This window comes from Flavivirga jejuensis (assembly GCF_030540765.1).
Classification (GTDB): domain Bacteria; phylum Bacteroidota; class Bacteroidia; order Flavobacteriales; family Flavobacteriaceae; genus Flavivirga; species Flavivirga jejuensis.
The window spans coordinates 200,104-218,833 of the sequence record NZ_JAUOEL010000007.1; the positions used below are offsets into that span (position 1 = coordinate 200,104).

Annotated in this window: 14 protein-coding genes; all 14 read right to left on the reverse strand. The window is 34.5% G+C overall.

The genetic code is table 11. From position 1 onward, the window contains the following. Positions 1-41 precede the first annotated feature (41 nt). The 14 genes from Q4Q40_RS18520 to bluB all read right to left on the reverse strand — a co-directional run bounded on the left by Q4Q40_RS18520 (position 42) and on the right by bluB (position 18,729). Entirely contained in the window at positions 42-2,024 is a 1,983-nt protein-coding gene (locus Q4Q40_RS18520) for a TonB-dependent receptor plug domain-containing protein (RefSeq protein WP_303303468.1), read from the reverse strand. Positions 2,025-2,027: 3 nt separating this feature from the next. Continuing rightward, the gene (locus tag Q4Q40_RS18525; RefSeq protein ID WP_303303470.1) at positions 2,028-2,951 is read right to left on the reverse strand and encodes a hypothetical protein; all 924 of its coding nucleotides are present in this window, start codon (positions 2,949-2,951) and stop codon (positions 2,028-2,030) included. 327 nt (positions 2,952-3,278) lie between these two features. Further along, positions 3,279-3,644, reverse strand: a complete 366-nt coding sequence (locus tag Q4Q40_RS18530; RefSeq protein WP_303303471.1) for a hypothetical protein — start codon at positions 3,642-3,644, stop codon at positions 3,279-3,281. A gap of 301 nt (positions 3,645-3,945) precedes the next feature. Beyond that, positions 3,946-7,692, reverse strand: a complete 3,747-nt coding sequence (cobN, locus tag Q4Q40_RS18535; protein ID WP_303303472.1) for a cobaltochelatase subunit CobN — start codon at positions 7,690-7,692, stop codon at positions 3,946-3,948. Next, positions 7,692-8,717, reverse strand: coding sequence for a cobalamin biosynthesis protein CobW (gene cobW / locus Q4Q40_RS18540; protein ID WP_303303473.1), 1,026 nt, complete (start codon positions 8,715-8,717; stop codon positions 7,692-7,694). The genes cobN and cobW overlap by 1 nt, the downstream gene beginning before the upstream one ends. 11 nt (positions 8,718-8,728) lie before the next feature. After that, a complete protein-coding gene (locus Q4Q40_RS18545) occupies positions 8,729-9,316 on the reverse strand; it encodes a cob(I)yrinic acid a,c-diamide adenosyltransferase (RefSeq protein ID WP_303303474.1) in 588 nt (195 codons plus the stop codon). Then, positions 9,313-10,629: a cobyrinic acid a,c-diamide synthase CobB gene (locus tag Q4Q40_RS18550; protein WP_303303475.1), complete on the reverse strand. Its 1,317-nt coding sequence runs from the start codon at positions 10,627-10,629 to the stop codon at positions 9,313-9,315. Before Q4Q40_RS18550 ends, Q4Q40_RS18545 begins: the two co-directional genes overlap by 4 nt. Positions 10,630-10,840: 211 nt before the next feature. Then, positions 10,841-12,481 carry an AAA family ATPase gene (locus tag Q4Q40_RS18555; RefSeq protein WP_303303477.1) on the reverse strand — a complete coding sequence of 547 codons (1,641 nt, stop codon included), beginning with the start codon at positions 12,479-12,481 and terminating at the stop codon, positions 10,841-10,843. Next, on the reverse strand, positions 12,478-13,194 hold the full coding sequence (locus tag Q4Q40_RS18560) for a cytochrome c biogenesis protein CcdA (RefSeq protein WP_303303478.1): 717 nt from the start codon (positions 13,192-13,194) through the stop codon (positions 12,478-12,480). The genes Q4Q40_RS18555 and Q4Q40_RS18560 overlap by 4 nt, the downstream gene beginning before the upstream one ends. After that, the gene (cbiD, locus tag Q4Q40_RS18565) at positions 13,191-14,273 is read right to left on the reverse strand and encodes a cobalt-precorrin-5B (C(1))-methyltransferase CbiD (RefSeq protein WP_303303479.1); all 1,083 of its coding nucleotides are present in this window, start codon (positions 14,271-14,273) and stop codon (positions 13,191-13,193) included. Before cbiD ends, Q4Q40_RS18560 begins: the two co-directional genes overlap by 4 nt. Then, entirely contained in the window at positions 14,270-15,025 is a 756-nt protein-coding gene (cobK, locus tag Q4Q40_RS18570) for a precorrin-6A reductase (protein ID WP_303303480.1), read from the reverse strand. The genes cbiD and cobK overlap by 4 nt, the downstream gene beginning before the upstream one ends. Positions 15,026-15,043: 18 nt before the next feature. Next, complete coding sequence (cobM, locus tag Q4Q40_RS18575; protein WP_303303481.1) at positions 15,044-16,885, reverse strand: precorrin-4 C(11)-methyltransferase; 1,842 nt, start codon at positions 16,883-16,885, stop codon at positions 15,044-15,046. Further along, positions 16,882-18,087, reverse strand: coding sequence for a precorrin-6y C5,15-methyltransferase (decarboxylating) subunit CbiE (gene cbiE, locus Q4Q40_RS18580; protein ID WP_303303482.1), 1,206 nt, complete (start codon positions 18,085-18,087; stop codon positions 16,882-16,884). Before cbiE ends, cobM begins: the two co-directional genes overlap by 4 nt. Beyond that, positions 18,088-18,729, reverse strand: a complete 642-nt coding sequence (gene bluB, locus Q4Q40_RS18585; RefSeq protein ID WP_303303483.1) for a 5,6-dimethylbenzimidazole synthase — start codon at positions 18,727-18,729, stop codon at positions 18,088-18,090. Position 18,730: the final 1 nt, after the last annotated feature.

The window sequence follows — 18,730 nt, forward strand, 5'->3', positions numbered from 1 at the left end:
TTTTTTAATTTAATTATTAATAAGTATTTTTTTGTTAAATTTTATAAATCTATTTTTAAGGACGTGAAAATATTACGTCCCATTCTGGGGATATTTCCCCAATCTGCATACGTGCTATAGTATTCGTTAAATATATTTTCGGCTCCTACCTGAAATACAGTTTTGTAATTTTTAATATAAAAGGTGTAATCTGCAGATATATTCCAATTGGTATAAGATGGTGTTTCATCTTCTCCATATTCTGGGCTATAATCAATTTGTTTTAAATCGCCATGAAACGACGTTAGAAACCCTAGGTTTTGATACGAATAATGCAAGGACGTTTGATAACTTAAAGGACGAATAAATGGTAAATTATTTTTATTTTCATCTAAGCCGCGTGCATAAGTCAATGTCCCTTTCCAATGTAAATTCTCTAAAATAGAGTAATTAGCATGCATTGTTAAATTGAATAATGTAGCATGATCCAAGGAAGTATACCCTTTTACGCCTACCGATTGATAATTCATTGGGCTTCCCTGGCTTAAAATCTTTCCGATAATGTAATTCTGAATGTAGAAATAATTCACTTGAGCCTGAAGGCCTCCCTTTTTGTTTTTAAAACCAGCACTCGCATTGGCTTCATAAGAAATTTCATTTTCTAAATCAGGATTTCCAATGTAATCATATCTATCAAAACTGTTATAGATATAATACCCATAACCTTCAGATACAGATGGCGCTCTATGTCCGTAACCACCACCAAAAGAAGAATTAAAGACACCTGACTTAAACTGATAGTTCGCATATAGATTTGGTAAAAATCGCGTCTTTTCTTGAGAGGCTCCTGGATGAAAAATCCAATTAAATTCTGCATATTTTGAAAAATTGTAATTAACACCTAAAGTTCCTCCAAAATTCAACTGACTTTTTTCGGAAATATTCCATAAATTACTCATTGAAAGTCCCGCATAACGCGTAGTCACCCATGGCCAACTATAGGCAAACATGGTAGTTTCGCTGCGATCTTGAGGATACATACGCATTTCTGCTATAGATAAATTATTATAGGCATTGATTTGTATTTCAGATGAATAATTTTCCTTTTTTAGGTTTACTTTAGACAATAAGCCATAAGTAGTACTCCAACCTGGCATATCCATATGTACTAAATTTTCTGGTCGCGTAGTATCATCCATATAATGCTCTACAGCATTGAAATACAATTTAGTGTCCCAAACTTTTATGAGTTTGTTTTTAAAAAACTGTTTGTACGTTACAGATGTAATTAGTGCTCTGGACAGTGATAAATCCATAGGAAGTGCAGGATAACCAACATCTTTGGCTTTATCAAAAATGGCATCGATACGTACCGATGATAAATCGGTTGTTTTATATGCAATACCTAATGATGTATTGAATTTTTCATACTGCGAGTGATTGACTTCGTCGCCGTTACCATCGGTATAATTTTCTGCTTTTCGATACGACATACTACCGTCTGCTACCAGTTTATCACTTGAATACGACACATTTCCAAGGTTAAAAAGTTGTTTGTTATTAAATTCTAAACCTGTTTGATATGTACCATGCCATGTTTTTCCTAATCCAAAAGACGTTCTTTTCCGTTTCAAATCGATACTTCCAGCTACGGTTGCACCATTTATACTGCCTTCTTGTCCAGATTTTATATCAATATCAGACAAGTTATTACTTTCAACATAAGATGTTACTGGATCCATTTTATCTGTACAGGCTCCAAAAACATGCATCCCATCAATAGTAATTGCAGAGCGTTCCGTACTCATATTATTAAGTAACGGTTCCCACGCATATGCGCCACGTTTAATAAAGCTGATGTTATCTGACGATGCTAAAAATTCATCAACAGAAATAGTTTTTTTTATATCTGTTTTCATTTTATTTTTAACAGCAATAATCATCACTTCATCTAAAACCACATCCGAACTATCTTTTTCAATCGATGTATTTTGAGCATTTGCAAATGTTCCCAAGAAAAGTATTGCAAGCAGTATTCGTTTCATGGCTTAAAATAATATGTCTATATAGAGGTCACTTTTGGCGCCTTCAATTCCTGGTGTAAATTCTGTTGAAACCTCAGTACCTTTTAGCGTTTCCCCTTTTTCATTCTGAAAGATGAAATTCAATGTCCAATTTCCTGTCATCGTGTAATTCACAACACCATGATATAAACCATCATTTTCCATGGTTAAATCTTGATTGTTTGGAGATGAATGATTTCCCATAGAAGCTTCTGGCATTCTCGGGTCTAACAACAAGGTGTAATCTTGAACAACAGAATAAGCATATTGTGACGGATCTGGAAACGTGCCTTCAGAGCTAGTTGGCTGATTGTATTTGTAAATTCCAGCAACTAAATCGTTCTCTGCCACACCTGGACTTTGAGGAGACACTAATGCAATAAAATATTGCTCGTTGTCATTTCCAGTAAAAGCTGTCATATTGAGATTCATATTGGTCTGCTTTTCAACAGTAATAGATTGATCAACCTTGTATGATTGAGAGCCCTCCTGAAAATCAATATATAATTGCCAGCTTATTGTTGTATCACTTTCACTTGTAAATACAGCATAGCCTAAATAATAACCTTCTGTGGCATTATATTCTAAATTATAAGCATGTGGACAAGAAGACTTATTACCATTGGCATCTGTTACTATGGGTAAAAATGTAACATCTTTATCTTGTAAACTCACATTGGTCTGTGTGTTTATAATGTTTAGATGAATCTCGTTATATCCTTTATAAAGCGTAGCATTTAGCGCTTCAATACTTATAATATAATCCCCACTAGTTATAGAGGTTACCTCTTCAAATTCTATATATTCGGTCGTTTCGGTGCTTAATTCAGCTTCATAATCTGTTTTTTCTAAGGTACATGATGTTACCAAAACAAAAATTACGATTACTACAAAGTGTAAACGTTTCATTATTTATGGACTGTTTTATTAAAATTTTTTGAAAATAAAGTAGCTCTAAATAGAGGAGCTCATACCATTTGAAAAATTCAAAAAGGTTTAGTCCTATTTTAGGTAGGTGCAATTATTTTAATTGCTACCAAGATCGCTACAAAACATAAATAGAAACTCATATAAGTCGAAGATGCACCAATAAAGCTTTAGAGGGCTCCATTAGACTTTAAAACAATTGTTAAACAATACCAATACCTTTTTTAATGCATTAACATAAAAAAGCATATAAATAGATATGTATCCAAACAGAATTGTTAAATTATCAAGTTCCTTTTTATAATGAACTTAAGCTATAGGTGGTTGAAAAACGAAATCCATATAATAAAATTTATAAATTTTATTATATGAAGTATCTATTTTTGAAAGCTGTTCTGTAGAAAAGAACAACAGGTGATAATTATTAATATATTGAAAGTAAACTATAGAGCATTCAAATAAGATGGAAGCTCCTTTATCACTACTTTTCTCTGTATCTGTAGCTTTAGCTAATTCTTTTTTTAAATAGCATTTTCCGTTACATTGTAATTCAGGTGCTTCTTTGTTTTCACAAAGCTCATTTTTGATATAATCATAAAATACAGCATACTCCACTAATGGAATTAGTGGCTTAAATAGTAGGAATAAAAATAAGAAAATTGCTGTTATTTTCACTCTGCAAATTTGTGTGTTTTTTTTAAAATTTCCTAATTTTAACTGTTAATAATAGACAGAACAAACGCATCTAAAAAAAAGTCTTTAATTACGATTAGCAAGAAAAAACTTCTTAATCTAATATTATCTAGGTTTTGTGTTTATAATCAATATTTTATATACTTTGAAACAACAAAATAAATTAAAGTCAATTTTATTATTAATCTAATGTCCTAAATTGCTTAAAATAATTCGATTTAAAGATTGAAAGATTGAAAGATTGAAAGATTGAAAGATAAACCTATTCATATACTTTATCTTCTTACTCTATTAAAGCTTCAGATTTTTTATAGATTTCTTTTAATTCTGATATGGTTTCTTCTGAAGGCGCTTTCCACATACCTCTTTGAATCGCTTCTAGCATACGTTCAGACATATCTTTTAAAGCCCAAGGGTTATGTGCTTCTATAAAGGCTTTATTTTCATCATCAAACAAGTACTTTTCGGTAATTTGCTCGTACATAAAGTCTTCAATTAGATTAGTAGTAGCGTCATAAGCAAATAAATAGTCCATAGTAGCCGCCATTTCAAAAGCACCTTTATAACCATGTTCTTGCATCCCTTGCATCCATTTTGGATTGACAACTCTAGAGCGAAACACTTTTAATAATTCTTCCTTTAAGGATTTTACTTTAGGATTATCTGGTCGCGAATGGTCACCAAAATACATGTCTGGTTGCGTGCCTTTTATTTTATTTACCGCAGCCGTCATACCTCCTTGAAATTGATAATAATCATCCGAATCTAAAATATCGTGTTCTCTATTGTCCTGATTTTGCATAACGACTTCAATAGAAGACAAACGTTTTTCAAAAGTTTCATGAGCCGATGTACCGCTGTTATTTTTCCCATAATACGCATAACCACTCCAATTGATATAGGCTTGGGCTAAATCGTCGGACGTCGTCCAATTCTTTTCATCAATTAACCCTTGTAAACCTGCGCCATAAGCTCCAGGTTTCGATCCAAACACACGATACAAGGCGCGTTCATTAGCCTGATTTTCATCTAAGCCTTTGGCAAGCCATTGTTCTTTTTCTTGTAATACACGCTTTTTTATAGGGTTCTGTTCATCGGTTTCATCGAGTTCTGCAACTTTTTCGATAGCAGCATTAAATAGTGAAATTAAGTCTGGAAAAGCATCTCTAAAGAACCCAGAAATACGAAGCATGACATCAATTCTTGGTCTTTTAAGTTTTAAGGTAGAAATAATTTCAAAGTCTTTAACCCGCCTATTACTTCCTTGCCAAATGGGTTTTACTCCTATTAAAGCCAAAGCCTGGGCAATATCGTCACCACTGGTACGCATTGTAGAGGTTCCCCAAACGGACAAGCCAATAGATGTTGGGTATTCCCCATTTTCTTGCAAATAACGATCAATAATGTTTTGGGCACTTTTTTCGCCTAATTGGTATGCAGTTTCGGAAGGTACTGTGCGAACATCTACCGAATAAAAATTTCTTCCTGTTGGTAAGATATCCAATCGCCCTCGTGTAGGAGCACCAGAACCACCCGCTGGTATGTATTTGCCGTTCAACCCACGAATTAAATGAGTTAATTCATGTCGTGTTTTGTTTAAAACAGGAATGGTGTGTTGCTGTATGTATTGCAGTAACTGTTGGGTGTGTTTCCCTATGTTTCTTGGTGCTTCTCCTTTTAATAATTGTTGAATAAGTCCTTTTGATTTATTTTCTAAAAGCTCAACGGCTTGACCAAATGTTCTGCATTCAATACCAAAGATTTCTTTATTAAATGCATCTGAATAATTAACATGTAACGGATCAAAATTAAGCTGAAAATCTTTTGCTAAACATTGTGTGATCCCTTTTAAATTATTTTGAGGCAAACGGTGTAATGCCACTATTAAATCGATTAATTTTTCATTTTCGGGAAGACAACCCAAAATATGTAAACCACCTCGTATTTGGGCTTCTTTTAATTCACACAAATAGCCATCAATCACTTCTAATAACGCATCAATATTTTTTCCATCTTGATTTAAATCGGTTTTAAGATGGGTTTCATTTACCAGGTTTTCAATTTTGGTTTTAATGAGTGCTGCTCTTTTTTTATCGACTAAAGCAGATTCGTAGAACTCATCAATTAAAAGTTCCAACTTCAATAAATCACCATAGTTTTCAGCCCTTGTCATGGGAGGAATTAAATGATCAAGAATAATAGCCTGATTTCTTCTTTTGGCTTGTGTGCCTTCCCCAGGATCATTAATAATAAAAGGATAAAAATGCGGAATGGCTCCTAAAATGGCTGAAGGAAAACAAGTTTCGTTACTTAATGCAACACTTTTCCCTGGGAGCCATTCTAAGTTTCCATGTTTTCCAATATGTACCAAAGCATCTGCTTTAAAGTCGTGCTGTAACCAAATGTAGTAAGCCAAATAAGCAGGTGGAGGCGGTAAATCTGGGGAATGATAACTGGCTTGCAAATCTAAATTGTAACCTCTACTCGGTTGAATACTAACCAATACGTTTTCAGAAATAAATCCTGGGATTAAAAAATAACCTTTTTTATAATTGGGCGATTTGTTTGGAGCGCCCCATTGTGTTTCTATTTTTGTCCGAAGTGTGTCAGAAAGTTGGTTGTAGTAACGATAGAACACCGTTTCATCCAACTTAATGGCATGACGCTCATTTAATGAATTTATCGTTTCTAAACTGTTCGTAACAGAGTTGGTTAACTTATCTATTAACGCATTTGTAGTTTTGGGATAATCTGGAGCTAAGGTGTAATTTTCATCTGCTAATTCTTTTAAAATTTGCAAAGTACTTTGAGGGGTGTCTAGCCCTACCCCATTTGCTAACCGACTATTTTTGTTAGGATAGTTAGGTAGCACCAAGGCTATTTTTTTATGAGCATTTTCTTTTTGCTGTAAATGGATCCACCTTTTTGCCATTTGAGCCACAAACAAACAGCCTTCTGTATGCGGTACATAAGAAACAACTTCAGAATCTGTTATAGCATCTTTTTCTATAGACTCTTTAAAAGATATCACTTTTGAAATAATTTTGCCATCAACCTCTGGTAAAGCAATATTCATAGCAATATCTGTGGGAGGCAAACCAAAATCTCCATCCAGCCAACTTTCATGGTTGCAACTCCCCATGATCGCCTGAATAACGGGAACATTAAATACATCAAACAGGCTTTGCTCAGTATCATGAAAACCTTGAACACTAAAACCTGTCGTATTTATGATAATTTGAGGTTTTTCAATTTGATAGTGTTTTAACAAATCGAATATTTGTTGCTGTATATCTTTTTCGCGATAACCCGATGCCATTAGCACCGTTGATGACATACCTTCTTCTTCTAAAGCATTAATAATAGCATGAATGGGATCTAAATTATTAGATAAATAATAACTCCTATAACTAAAAATAATAGCTTGTGCTTTCTTTTCAACTCGTGTTGTTGTATTCCAAATACCTGTGTTGGGATTGTATAAAAATAAATCTGGAATTGTAGTAATCTTTGAAGGGCTTAAATTAAAATCACCAATTCTATTTATTAATAATTGTAATGCTGACTGACAGTTTTTAACACCTCCAGATTGTACATATTTCCATATAACATCGACTTCTTTTAGCGACATAGTAGACGAGCTCATTAACTCTAAATCTGGTTTATTATCTCCAGGCAAGAATATAAGCTGAATGTTATTTGTTTCACAACATTCCGTTATGGCTTCGCAGAGGTAATTATAATATGCTTTTCCTCCTAAAAGTTTAAGTATTACAATCTTTGCAGAAGAAATGACTTCATCCACATAAGTATCTATAGTCAGCTCTTGCTTAAAATAGGAAAGATTGGCAAAACGAAAAGAAGGGAGCGCATCTACGGCATGATATAATGATTTGTAGGCATTGTTCATCATAAATAAATCGGAATCTGCTGAAGACAAAAAAACAATGTCTCCAGGAGATTGATCGATGTAAAAAACACCTTCATCATTGGGATTCCATCCACCAGGTATTGTAGAAATTAAATGCACTAAATTGAGTTTTCTGCTTTTAATTCCTCAACCCCTTTACCAATAACAACCAGTTTTGTTTTACGGATTTCATTTTCTTCCCAAGGTCTTTCAAAATAATAATCGAAACGAGCCCCTACGCCTTGTAAAACCATACGCATGGGTTTGTTTGGGATGTTAACAAATCCTTTTATACGATAAATTTCATGATTTTGGACTAAGCCTTTTAAATCTGCAACTAAAGCCTTAATATCTGCTGTTTCTGGATATTCTAGTAATGCATTTTGAATATCATCATTGTGATGGTGGTGATGCCCATGCTTATGATGTTCTTCATGAATGGAATGACGGTTATCCACATCATTTTCTGCTGAAGCTTCTAAACCTAGTAATAAGGCGTTATCTAACTCGCCATTTACAACAGGAATAATTTTAGTATTTGATCTTGCTTTATTGGTTATAATTTGATTGATTTCTTCAAATGTCTCATCATCAACTAAATCTCTCTTGCTTACTAAAACCAAGTCGGCACAGGTTAATTGATCTAAAAACAGTTCTTCTATTGGCGTTTCATGATCTAACGAATCATCTGCTAAACGTTGTGCTTGCACACGCTCTCGATCACAAATTTCTCCAGTAGCGATCCCCACAGCATCTACGACAGTAATAACGGAATCTATTGTAATATGAGGTTTTAAATCGGGCCAGTTTACTGCTTTCACCAAGGGCTTAGGCATCGACAATCCCGATGTTTCTATGACAATATGATCTATTTGATCTTTACGCTCTAATAATTGCAACATAGAAGGTAAGAACTCTTCTTGTACGGTACAGCAAATACAGCCGTTTGGTAACTGGATTAAATCGCAGTCATCATCCTCACATCCTGTTGCCCCTATCAATTGACCATCTACATCTACTTCTCCAAATTCATTCACCAAAACAGCGATACGCTTGCCATTGGCATTTTTTAACATATTGTGAACCAAGGTCGTTTTTCCTACGCCTAAAAAACCTGTAACTATAGTAATTGGTATTTTATTCATTGTAATCGTTTTTATGAGTTTGTTTTTTTCTTTCTTTTATATAAAAATAAATTCCACTTTTCTTCGGCAACGCCGTGTTTGTCCATTTCTGCTCTAGCCATTGTAAAAAACAAATCTGAGAGCCTGTTTATATATCTGGAAATGTAATCGTGAACACATTCTGGATCTTCTTGCATTAAAGTAACCAACTGCCTTTCTCCCCTTCTTACTTGAGTTCTGCAAACATGGCAAAGTGCAGATATTTCGTTTCCTCCTGGCAATAAAAAATAGTCTGAAGGCGAACTAATGTTATCCTCTAATTCGTCTAACCAATTTTCGCAAAATTCTGCGCCATCTTCTGGTTTTGGATTCGGATTTTCTTTCTTAGAATCTGATGGACGCGCCAAGTGTGACATCATATTCATCATATCTTTTTGGATTCGATGCAGATTGGGCTGCCATTCATGATCGTTTCCTAATTTGCTTCTCAGCAATCCTATGGTAGAATTAACTTCATCAAGCGTTCCTATACATTCAATTCGTGGGGAGTTTTTAAATTCTCTTTTGCCTCCAAAAACACCTGTTGTTCCTTTATCTCCTTTGCGGGTATAAATTTTCATAAGTTGTGGTTTATTTCGTTTATCAATTGTGAAAGTCGTTCTGTAGTACCAAAATAATGATGTACGTAAGACCCCATTACATGCTGTTTTTTATAAATTTTCGTGGTTGTTTTACCGCCTCTAGCATTTATGATGTTTGCCTCCATACTGGTTTCGTTATCGTTTATTATACTTGAATAATGAAACTCATGCCCTTTAAAAGAATGATTGTTTATTTCAGACGTACGATACCCCAGATGCAGTTTGGGATTGGCAATGGTAGATTCAAAATTAAAATAGTTTACCATGTTATAGGTTTCATTATCTTCGGATAGAATCGATTTCCCCAAATACATCATCCCGCCACATTCTGCATATATTTTACCATCATTTTGAGCATATTTTTTAATTGCCAAAAGCATCTCTTTATTACTAGAAAGTTCTTTTAAATATAGTTCTGGGTAGCCTCCTGGGAAATAAATGAAATCGCAATTAGGAGTGTCTTTATCATGTATCGGACTAAAAAACTGTACATCGCCTAATTGTTGCATCACTCTAATGTTTTGAGGATAGATGAAATTAAAAGCTTCATCTTTAGCTACTGCAAATTTGATTTTGTTTTTTGACTTCGTTTCTTTTGATGAAACTGTTGTAGTTTCTATGTCTTTTGAAGCTTCTAAAATGGCTTTCCAGTTTACTGTTTCTTCTAGTTTATTTGCAATTTTGTCAATTACGATATCAAACTTTTTAATGTCTTCTATATTTAAGCCTAAATACCTTGAAGGTATAGCAATGTCTTTTATATTCTGAAGGTACCCAAACGACTTTACACCAATATCCTCGCAAGCTTCTTTTAAAAAAGTATAATGATTTGCAGACCCTACGCGATTAAAAATAACGCCCATGATCTTAAGGTTTTTATCAAAATTCACAAAACCTTGAATAAGCGGTGCTACTGAGTAAGCAACTGCTTTTGCATCAATGACCAACAACACTGGTGTGCGGAGTTTTTTTGCTAATTCTGCCGTACTCCCTTTATCTTTTTTTGCGCCATCAAACAAGCCCATAACGCCTTCTATACAATTCACTTGTGCGTTTCTACTATAAACATGTAAACTTGTATTGATGTCTTCTTGAGTCATCATATACAAATCAAGATTTACACCTGTTTTGTCACAAGCCAATTGGTGAAACTTAGGATCTATATAATCAGGACCTACCTTAAAAGGTTGGGGTGCTATATTTTTTTGCTTAAACAAACGCAATAACCCTAAAGTGATCGTGGTTTTTCCCGCATTACTATTTGGTGCTGCTATGATAAATTGTTTTGTCATTTTTTTTAATGGGTTGGAATTTCTGAAACCATAAAATTTACTTTAGTTGTTGTTTAAGTAATGAAACTATGTCATTCCGAACGCTACGGAGAGTAAAATATATTTTACTTGAACGTATATAGCGTAGCTATCGAAGAGGAATCTCATCCCTCTGAGATGTCTCGTCGCTCATGCTTCGCTCTGTCGACATGACAAAACAATTGTTCTTCTATTAATCATTCCCTGTAATTAAAACTTCATACTCTGCATGGATTTGTTTGGCAAGCTCTTGAGCGACCCCTATTTTTACAATGCCTTTTTCTGCATCTACAATTTGAGTTTTATGTATGCCTTTACAATAGGTTTTAAAAGCGAGTATTACATCTTCCAAATGGCTACCTTCATTTAATTTTCCATCTGTAATAACATGAAGAACATGATGATAGTCCATATCTGAACACAACCCTTTTATTTGCTTAAAACCAGCAATTAAATTGGTCTTCCCTCCTGTTTTTATTTCTGCTAATGTTGTTTCAACAGTATTTAAAACAGTAGTATTTCTTAAAATAATTTGAGCGCCTCCATCAAATAAAGAAACCATAGAAAATTGAGTGCTTTGTGTTTTTGTTTGCTCCGCTATTTTATTTACGGTGCCTTTGGCGTAGGCAATGATCTGATTTTTAAGCATCGATCCACTAGAATCTATTAAAAAAATATGATGTTGTTTTAAAACAGTGCTTTTGCGTTTGGTTTTTAGCTCAAATTTATCGGTTGCTAAATATTGATTTACTGTTTTTTTTGTATCTATTGCTGTAAGATTACCATCTAAACTTTGCGTTGAATAAGCGCCATTTTGAATGGTATTGGCATTTATTTCCTTTGGCTTCTGAAATTCATTTTCAGGTATTAAAATAGTGGCCTTTTCTTCTTTTGAAGTATTTGTATCTGGGTCTGATTCTTGAGGCTGATGGTTTTGCTCTTGTGGTCGATTTTGTTGATCTGGCGTATTCAAACTTCTATGATTTAGCACAAAATCTGCAATACTATCAACCTCCTTTGTGGTTACTTCTGTTATATTTTTATAAGCAGCATAGGCTCTCGCCGTTTTTATTAATAAAATATCGGCTCGTAAACCTTCTACTTGGTGTTGTATGGCTAATTCACTACAGTATTCAATAATGCTATCATCTATTTTTATAGATAACAACTTGCTTTTAGCGGTTTTAATTTGTGTGGCTATGCTTTCGTCTTTGCTTTTGTAATTGATTATAAATTGTGAAGGATCATCATCAAAAGCTAAACGTTGTTTCATGATTTTTTGACGTACTTTAACATCTTTAGGAGTCGTAATAGTCACACTTAATCCAAAACGGTCTTTTAGTTGTGGTCTTAAACTTCCTTCTTCGGGGTTCATAGACCCCACTAAACAAAACTGGCTTTTAAAATAACGCGATATGCCTTCTCTTTCTAAATAATAGTTGCCAGAAGCGGTAGCATCCAACAAAATATCGGTGAGATAATCTTGCAACAGATTCACTTCGTCTACATACAAAACACCTTGATGTGCTTGTGCCATTAATCCTAAGTTGACCACTTCTTTTTTAGCATTAATCAATTGTTCCAAATCAATGCTTCCAACAAGTCGATCTTCAGAGACGCCAATAGGCAAATTAACAAAGGGGGATTCCTTTTCATCTCCCATTAAATTTGTTAAGGCTCTAATCAAAGTGGTTTTTCCTGTGCCTTTATCTCCAATGGCTAATACCCCGCCAATCAATGGATCGATCAAATTTAAAATAAGCGCTAGCTTAAAGTTGTCTTGACCAACAATGGCCGAAAAGGGAAACTTTATTTGGTTTTTATCTTGTCTCATAATCCTGAAAGCGCATTATATGTCCAAAAAATTCCTATAAGGATGGATGCAAGCCCTGCCAGGCCGTTCATCCATTTAAAAACTGATAAATTCCGTTCTAAAAACCGACTCATTACGGCTATTAAAACATAACTATAAACACCCATTGCTATAATAATCCCTAAAGATTCTATAGCTAAGACCAATAAGGCTTCATTTACTGTACTGGAACTCAATACTAAAGCAGACGTTAATGCGCCGCCAGTTCCAGCTAAACCATGCATCATTCCAATCCAAAATGATTTATTCATCGGGTTTACTGCGATTTCTTCGCCTTTGGTTCCGTGAAGATGTATGGGGTTAGAGATGTCATGCTCGTGTGGTTCAATTTTTTTGTGATCTTGTACCATCTCATTAATGGCGTAATTTCTCTTAATTGCCGTAACCCCTAACCAGATCATAATAGGGCCAACAATAAGTTCTGCCCAAAAGGAAATATCCTCAATAATCAAACTAGCCATACTTCTAAAAAACAGTGCCACACCACCAAAAAGTAAAAGTGTCACCGAATGTCCGAAGGCCCATTGAGAGGCTTTAAAAACAGTTTTAATGTTAACCCTTTTTTTATTGATAGCATTTTCTGTTGCCAATACAGAAACAGCTGTTACATGATCGGGTTCAAAAGAATGTAAAATACCCGCCATTAGGGGTCTGATTAAAGAAGTTATTGTCATTTTTTATATTTAATAAGTGTTCCGTCTTTATGAATAAGGTAAATCTCTAATGCTACCTGTTTAATTTTTACCTGGGTATGCTGGTAGCAATGCTTTAATAACAGTTGGAAGAAAGCTGAGTTTTGTTCAAAATCAAACAACTCAATTAATCGTCCAGCCATATTTAATGTTCTAATTTTTTCAGTTTCTTTAAATCCAATTTCTTCGGCTAACCGAACTACAAAATCTTTATTCCAGCTAGAAACGCAGCTATGTGTGTAGGTAACCCCTCCTGCTAGTTTTACCGCTTTCCCCAACATAATACCAATGCTTACTTTTTTTATAGGTGATTTATTGATTTTAGTTAGGGTTTCTCCAATCCAATTACCATAATGAATAAATGCATGTTCTGGAAGATGGCTAAACTTTGTTCGCAAATATTTTTCGCTTCTTGCACCAGAATTAATAACCAATTCGCTGGTTTTATTGGCAACAGCAACGTCTATACCTTGTTCAATACTGGCAATATAAGATGAGGAAGAGTAAGGTTTTACAATACCACTGGTTCCTAAAATAGAAATGCCATTCATAATACCTACACGTTCATTGAGTGTACGCTTTGCTATTTTTTTTCCATCGGTAACAAAAACAGTTATCGATACACCGCATTCTAAATCGTAATCGTGCAATAGTTTTTGAATGGCGCTACGCATCATTTTTCTTGGAACGGGATTGATCGCTGGTTCTCCAATAGCAAGTTCCAAGCCTTTAAGCGTAACCGTTCCAACACCTTCACCTGCAAAAAACTGAATATCTTTTTGTTGTGTTAGTGCTACAATACATCCTATTTCTGCGCCATTAGTTACATCTGGATCGTCTCCAGCATCTTTAATCACCGAACATTTAGCAGTATCTTCTGTAAATTCACAACAATGTATTGGTAGCTCAACAACTTTATCAATTGGCAGATGTATCTTTACTTTTGAAGTCGCTTTTTGATGAATAATAGCCATTAATCCAGCTTTCGTCGCAGCAGTTGCACAGGTACCTGTTGTAAATCCCTCTCTTAATGGTCCTTTTGGAATCTTCCTTAAACTCATAGCAGGCTCTTTTTAGAAATGACTAATTCCAATTCATTAACATCATACACTATCTTAAAATAGCTTGGTATTTTAGGTTGTTTGATGATGATAATCTGTGTGTTTGTTTTTAGAGCAGCCTCAATTTTTGTGGATAAAAAACCACTGTTCCCTGTTTCTTTTGTTAGTACAACATCTATTTTATACTTTTTAAGTAATGAGATTTCTTCTTCCAAATTTGCAGAAGGCAAACCTAGGATCAGTTGTTTTTCAGAAAAGTTACTTTCTTGAGCAATAGCAATGGATTCTGGTCTATTAAGGATTCTAAAATAGCTTGTATTATTTTGCCACCAAGGTTTTAATCTTTTGATGGATTGAACACCCGTTAATGCCAATAGGGTTTGATTGCTTTTTAATAATTTTAAAGCGTCATTATATGTATTTACATAAGATACTAGCGCATGGTTTGTTTTAGAAAGTAATTGTCGTCCAAACCGTATAACAGGAATCTGTAATTTTTCAGCAACCTTTGCTATGGTTTGATGCAGTATTTCTGCAAAAGGATGGGATGCATTAATAATGATATCGATACTTTTTTCTATAAGATAAGCTTCTAATTCTTTTTCATTTAGCGCGCCATATCGATAACTAGCAACTTCTGTTTCTTCAAAAGCAATGTTGGTTTTGGTAGAATACACAAAAGGCATAGCGCTTCCTTGTAGCACCTTTGCTACCTTTCTTCCTTCTGTTGTTCCGCCAAATACTAGTATCATTCTTATTTTAAAATGGTATTACTCTGTTATTACAAATTTCTTATTGGTTCTAAAAATATGTTTCCATTCTGGGCTGTATAATTGTGATCTGTTTTTACGTGCTCCAATAGCATGCCCTACCACAATTAATACGGTTCTTGTTTTTTTACTGTCTTTTACAATTTGTGCCAGATTTTCTAATTTTCCTTCAAAAATTTCTTCATCTTTCCAAGTGATCCGATACATGACAGCCACAGGAGTTTCCGGATCAAAGTGCTCTAATAATTGTGCTTGTACTTTGGCTGCAATACCTACGCTTAAAAAAATACACATGGTCGCATTTGTGGCTGCAAAGGCAGCAATACTTTCTTTTGGCGGCATAGGCGTTTTACCTTCTCCCCTAGTTAAAACAATAGATTGTACGACTTCTGGAATAGTAAATTCAGATTTTAAAACTGCGGCCGCAGCACTAAATGAAGAAATACCGGGTACAATAAAATAATCCATTCCCAGTTCGTCAAAAATGGTCATTTGTTCTTGAATAGCACCATACAAAGACGGATCGCCACATTGTAAACGCACAATGGCATTCCCTTTTTTATAATGTTCTTGCATTAAAGAGACCTGTTCTTCGAGCGTCATCATTGCCGAATTACGAACTACAGCTCCTGCTTTACACCAATCGGTCATTTCTTCGGGGATTAAACTCCCTGCATATAGCACACAGTCGGCTTGCTCCAAATAGTATTTCCCTTTTACGGTGATGAGTTCTTCGTCACCAGGGCCTGCTCCAATAATGGCAATGGATGTTTTTCGTTCTGCATGGGTATTTAAGGCAACAGAAAAGGTGAATTTTTCATTATTGTCTAAATGTATTTTTTGCTTTTCAACCAATACATTTTTATTTCCAGAGAGTAATATGGCACAAGATTCTGATACCCCATCTACTCCAATTTTAGATTGTACCACGGCACTTGGGTTAGGCACAGAAACAGTGTTTATTTTTTCTGAAGTAAATGTGCGAAACGGAATCTTGTTTTTTGTACTAAAATCTAGGTAAGCTTGTTGTTCTGCTTTAATATCAATTGAACCGAAATTTTTAATGGCAGAAAATCTTAAACCTCTTGTTTTTAGTTCTGATTTTAAGGTTTCTTGAAAAAGAAATGGATCTAATTTTTTGGAACATCCAGATCCAACCGAAAGTACTTTTGGAATAAAAAACAAGCTTGGAATTGTGGCATCGTAAATCTTGTAACTTACTGTAATGAATAATTCGAATTGAGAAAAATCAATAGCACTTTCATCATAAAAAACAGTCACAAAACCTGGAATCGTTTTTTCCAAATGTTCGGTGCCTTTGTCTTTAATATCTAAAAGTAAGGCAGTTGGTTTGTTGTTTACAAACAAGGCCATGATGGTGTTCATGGATACCGAACTTTCTGTTTGCCAATCAAATTGATTTCCAATGGTATCTAAAGCCCAAATTTCCTGAACATCGCTTGAGGTCGATATAATAGCCTTTCCTCCTAAAATGGTGGCTATTTTTAAACAAAAATCATTTGCACCTCCTTTATGACCACTTAGTACCGATTGTACATTTAAGCCCAGATCATCAACAGAAATTACAGCAGGATCGGTGTTTTTATCTTTAAGGTGTGGTGCAATTAAACGCACACAAATACCTAAAGCGGTTACAAAGCAAATACCGCCTAACTTCGAAAAATTTTCGGATAGATAGTCTGAAATAGATGGGATGGTCGATACATGATCGTTGTTTGATTGCAAGGTGGTAATAACCAATGATTTTGGAAATTCTTTCTGAATAACAAGCGCTTTTTCTACTCCTATTTCAGTAACTGCTATAATGGCTATTTTTTTCATTTATTTCTTTTTTCTGCTGTGTGAATGCTAATTTTATTGTGTTCGTTTACCTGAATGACAGTCGTGCTAATCGTATAATTCAATTTTGTAAACTCTTCTATAAATGTGTTGGTACTGCTTTCTTTTACGGCATTGGTAACAAAACGAGCAGATGGATTTAACTGATGAATGGTATGAATTAATTCTTTTAGTCTACCTCCGTGTCCGCCAATAAAAACGGCATCTGGAGTTGGATAATCTTTTAAATTTAGATTGAAAAAATCGTCTATAACGATCTCAATCCCTGGTGTAGAAAAACGTTCTGTGTTTTGTTGAATTATGGTTTCACATTCTGTTCGTTTTTCGAAGGCAATAATTTTTACATGTGAAAAGTGTTGCTTGGCTTCAATAGCTACAGATCCTGTACAAGACCCTACATCCCAAAACACCCCTTTATTTTGTAGTTGTAAAGCACTAACGGTACTTAATCTAATAGGCATTTTGGTAATCATATTTGCCCGATTAGGTAATGGTACAAAAGCATGGTCTGGAATACCAAAGGGTTTGTCTTTTGGTGTTATTTGTTTTAATAAAACACAGTTTAAGCGGTCGTGCTCTTTTTTGGTACAGGCTAATAGATCGAGTTTTTCTATGTGTTCATTATTTCCGTCCAGAGCTTCGCCAATCGTTATTGAATAATTATCAAAACCATATTGCAACATGCGTTTGGCTATTGCTGCTGGTGTTTTTTTAGCATCTGTTAACACCCCTATTAACTCACTTCTATCAATTAAAGCGCTATCTAAAGCCGACCAATCTCTACCATGTACTGATACTGTTTTTAGTGCGTTGTAGTTGGTTTTTGTTTTATGACAGAGTAACTGAATACTATTGAAATAGGGATATGCTTTTAGTTTTGCATGCGGTAATAAACGTTGTAAGGTATTCCCAAAACCATAGAAGAATGGATCGCCAGAAACGAATACAATTATGGGTAAATGAATTGTTTTATATTTTTGAATGAGGGTTTCCATCTTCCCTGAAATTTCTATCCAAGAATGCTTTGCGGGCAAAAACGGTTTCACTAATTCGTAATGACGTTTTCCTCCTGAAAAGACAGTGGATTGTTGCACCAATGCCAAAATAGCATCATCCCATTTTGGAACAGCATGATTCCCTATTCCAACCAGATAAAAATCGATATGTGCTTTAGGTACATTCATTTATTGGTACGATTCTTTTATCACCACATCATTAATATGCTTGCGCTTTTCCCATTGTAACTGTTCTAGTTCTGGGTTTTCATAAAATTTATCGACATGTCCTAAACATAAATAACCTATTAGTTGCCTATCTTCTGGTGCATTTAAAATGTTTTTAATTTTTTGAGTATTTAGAATACTTACCCAGCCCAATCCTATATTTAAAGCGCGTGCCATAAGCCACATATTTTGAATGGCACAGACCACGGAATATTCGCCTGCTTCCTTCATTGAGGTTTGTCCTAAAACGGGATGGTTGCTTGGTTTGTAAAAGACAGCGATATTGAGCGCAGATTCTATAATACCTTCTAATTTTAACTGTGTATATGCATTTGCTTTTTTTTCTTCAAAAAGTTGTTTACCTTTTTCATTCTCTTCAAAAAAACTATCCCTTATTTTATTTCTAATTTTTAAGTCTTTAATAATCACAAATTCCCATGGTTGAGAAAAACCAACTGATGGGGCATTAACGCCAGCAAATAAGATTTTATCTAAATCCTTTTGTGTTATTGGTTTATCGATAAAACGATTCCCTCTCACATCTCTTCGAGCCAATATTATTTGCTCTAGTGTTTCAATATTTTCAGAAGTGAATTTGTTCATT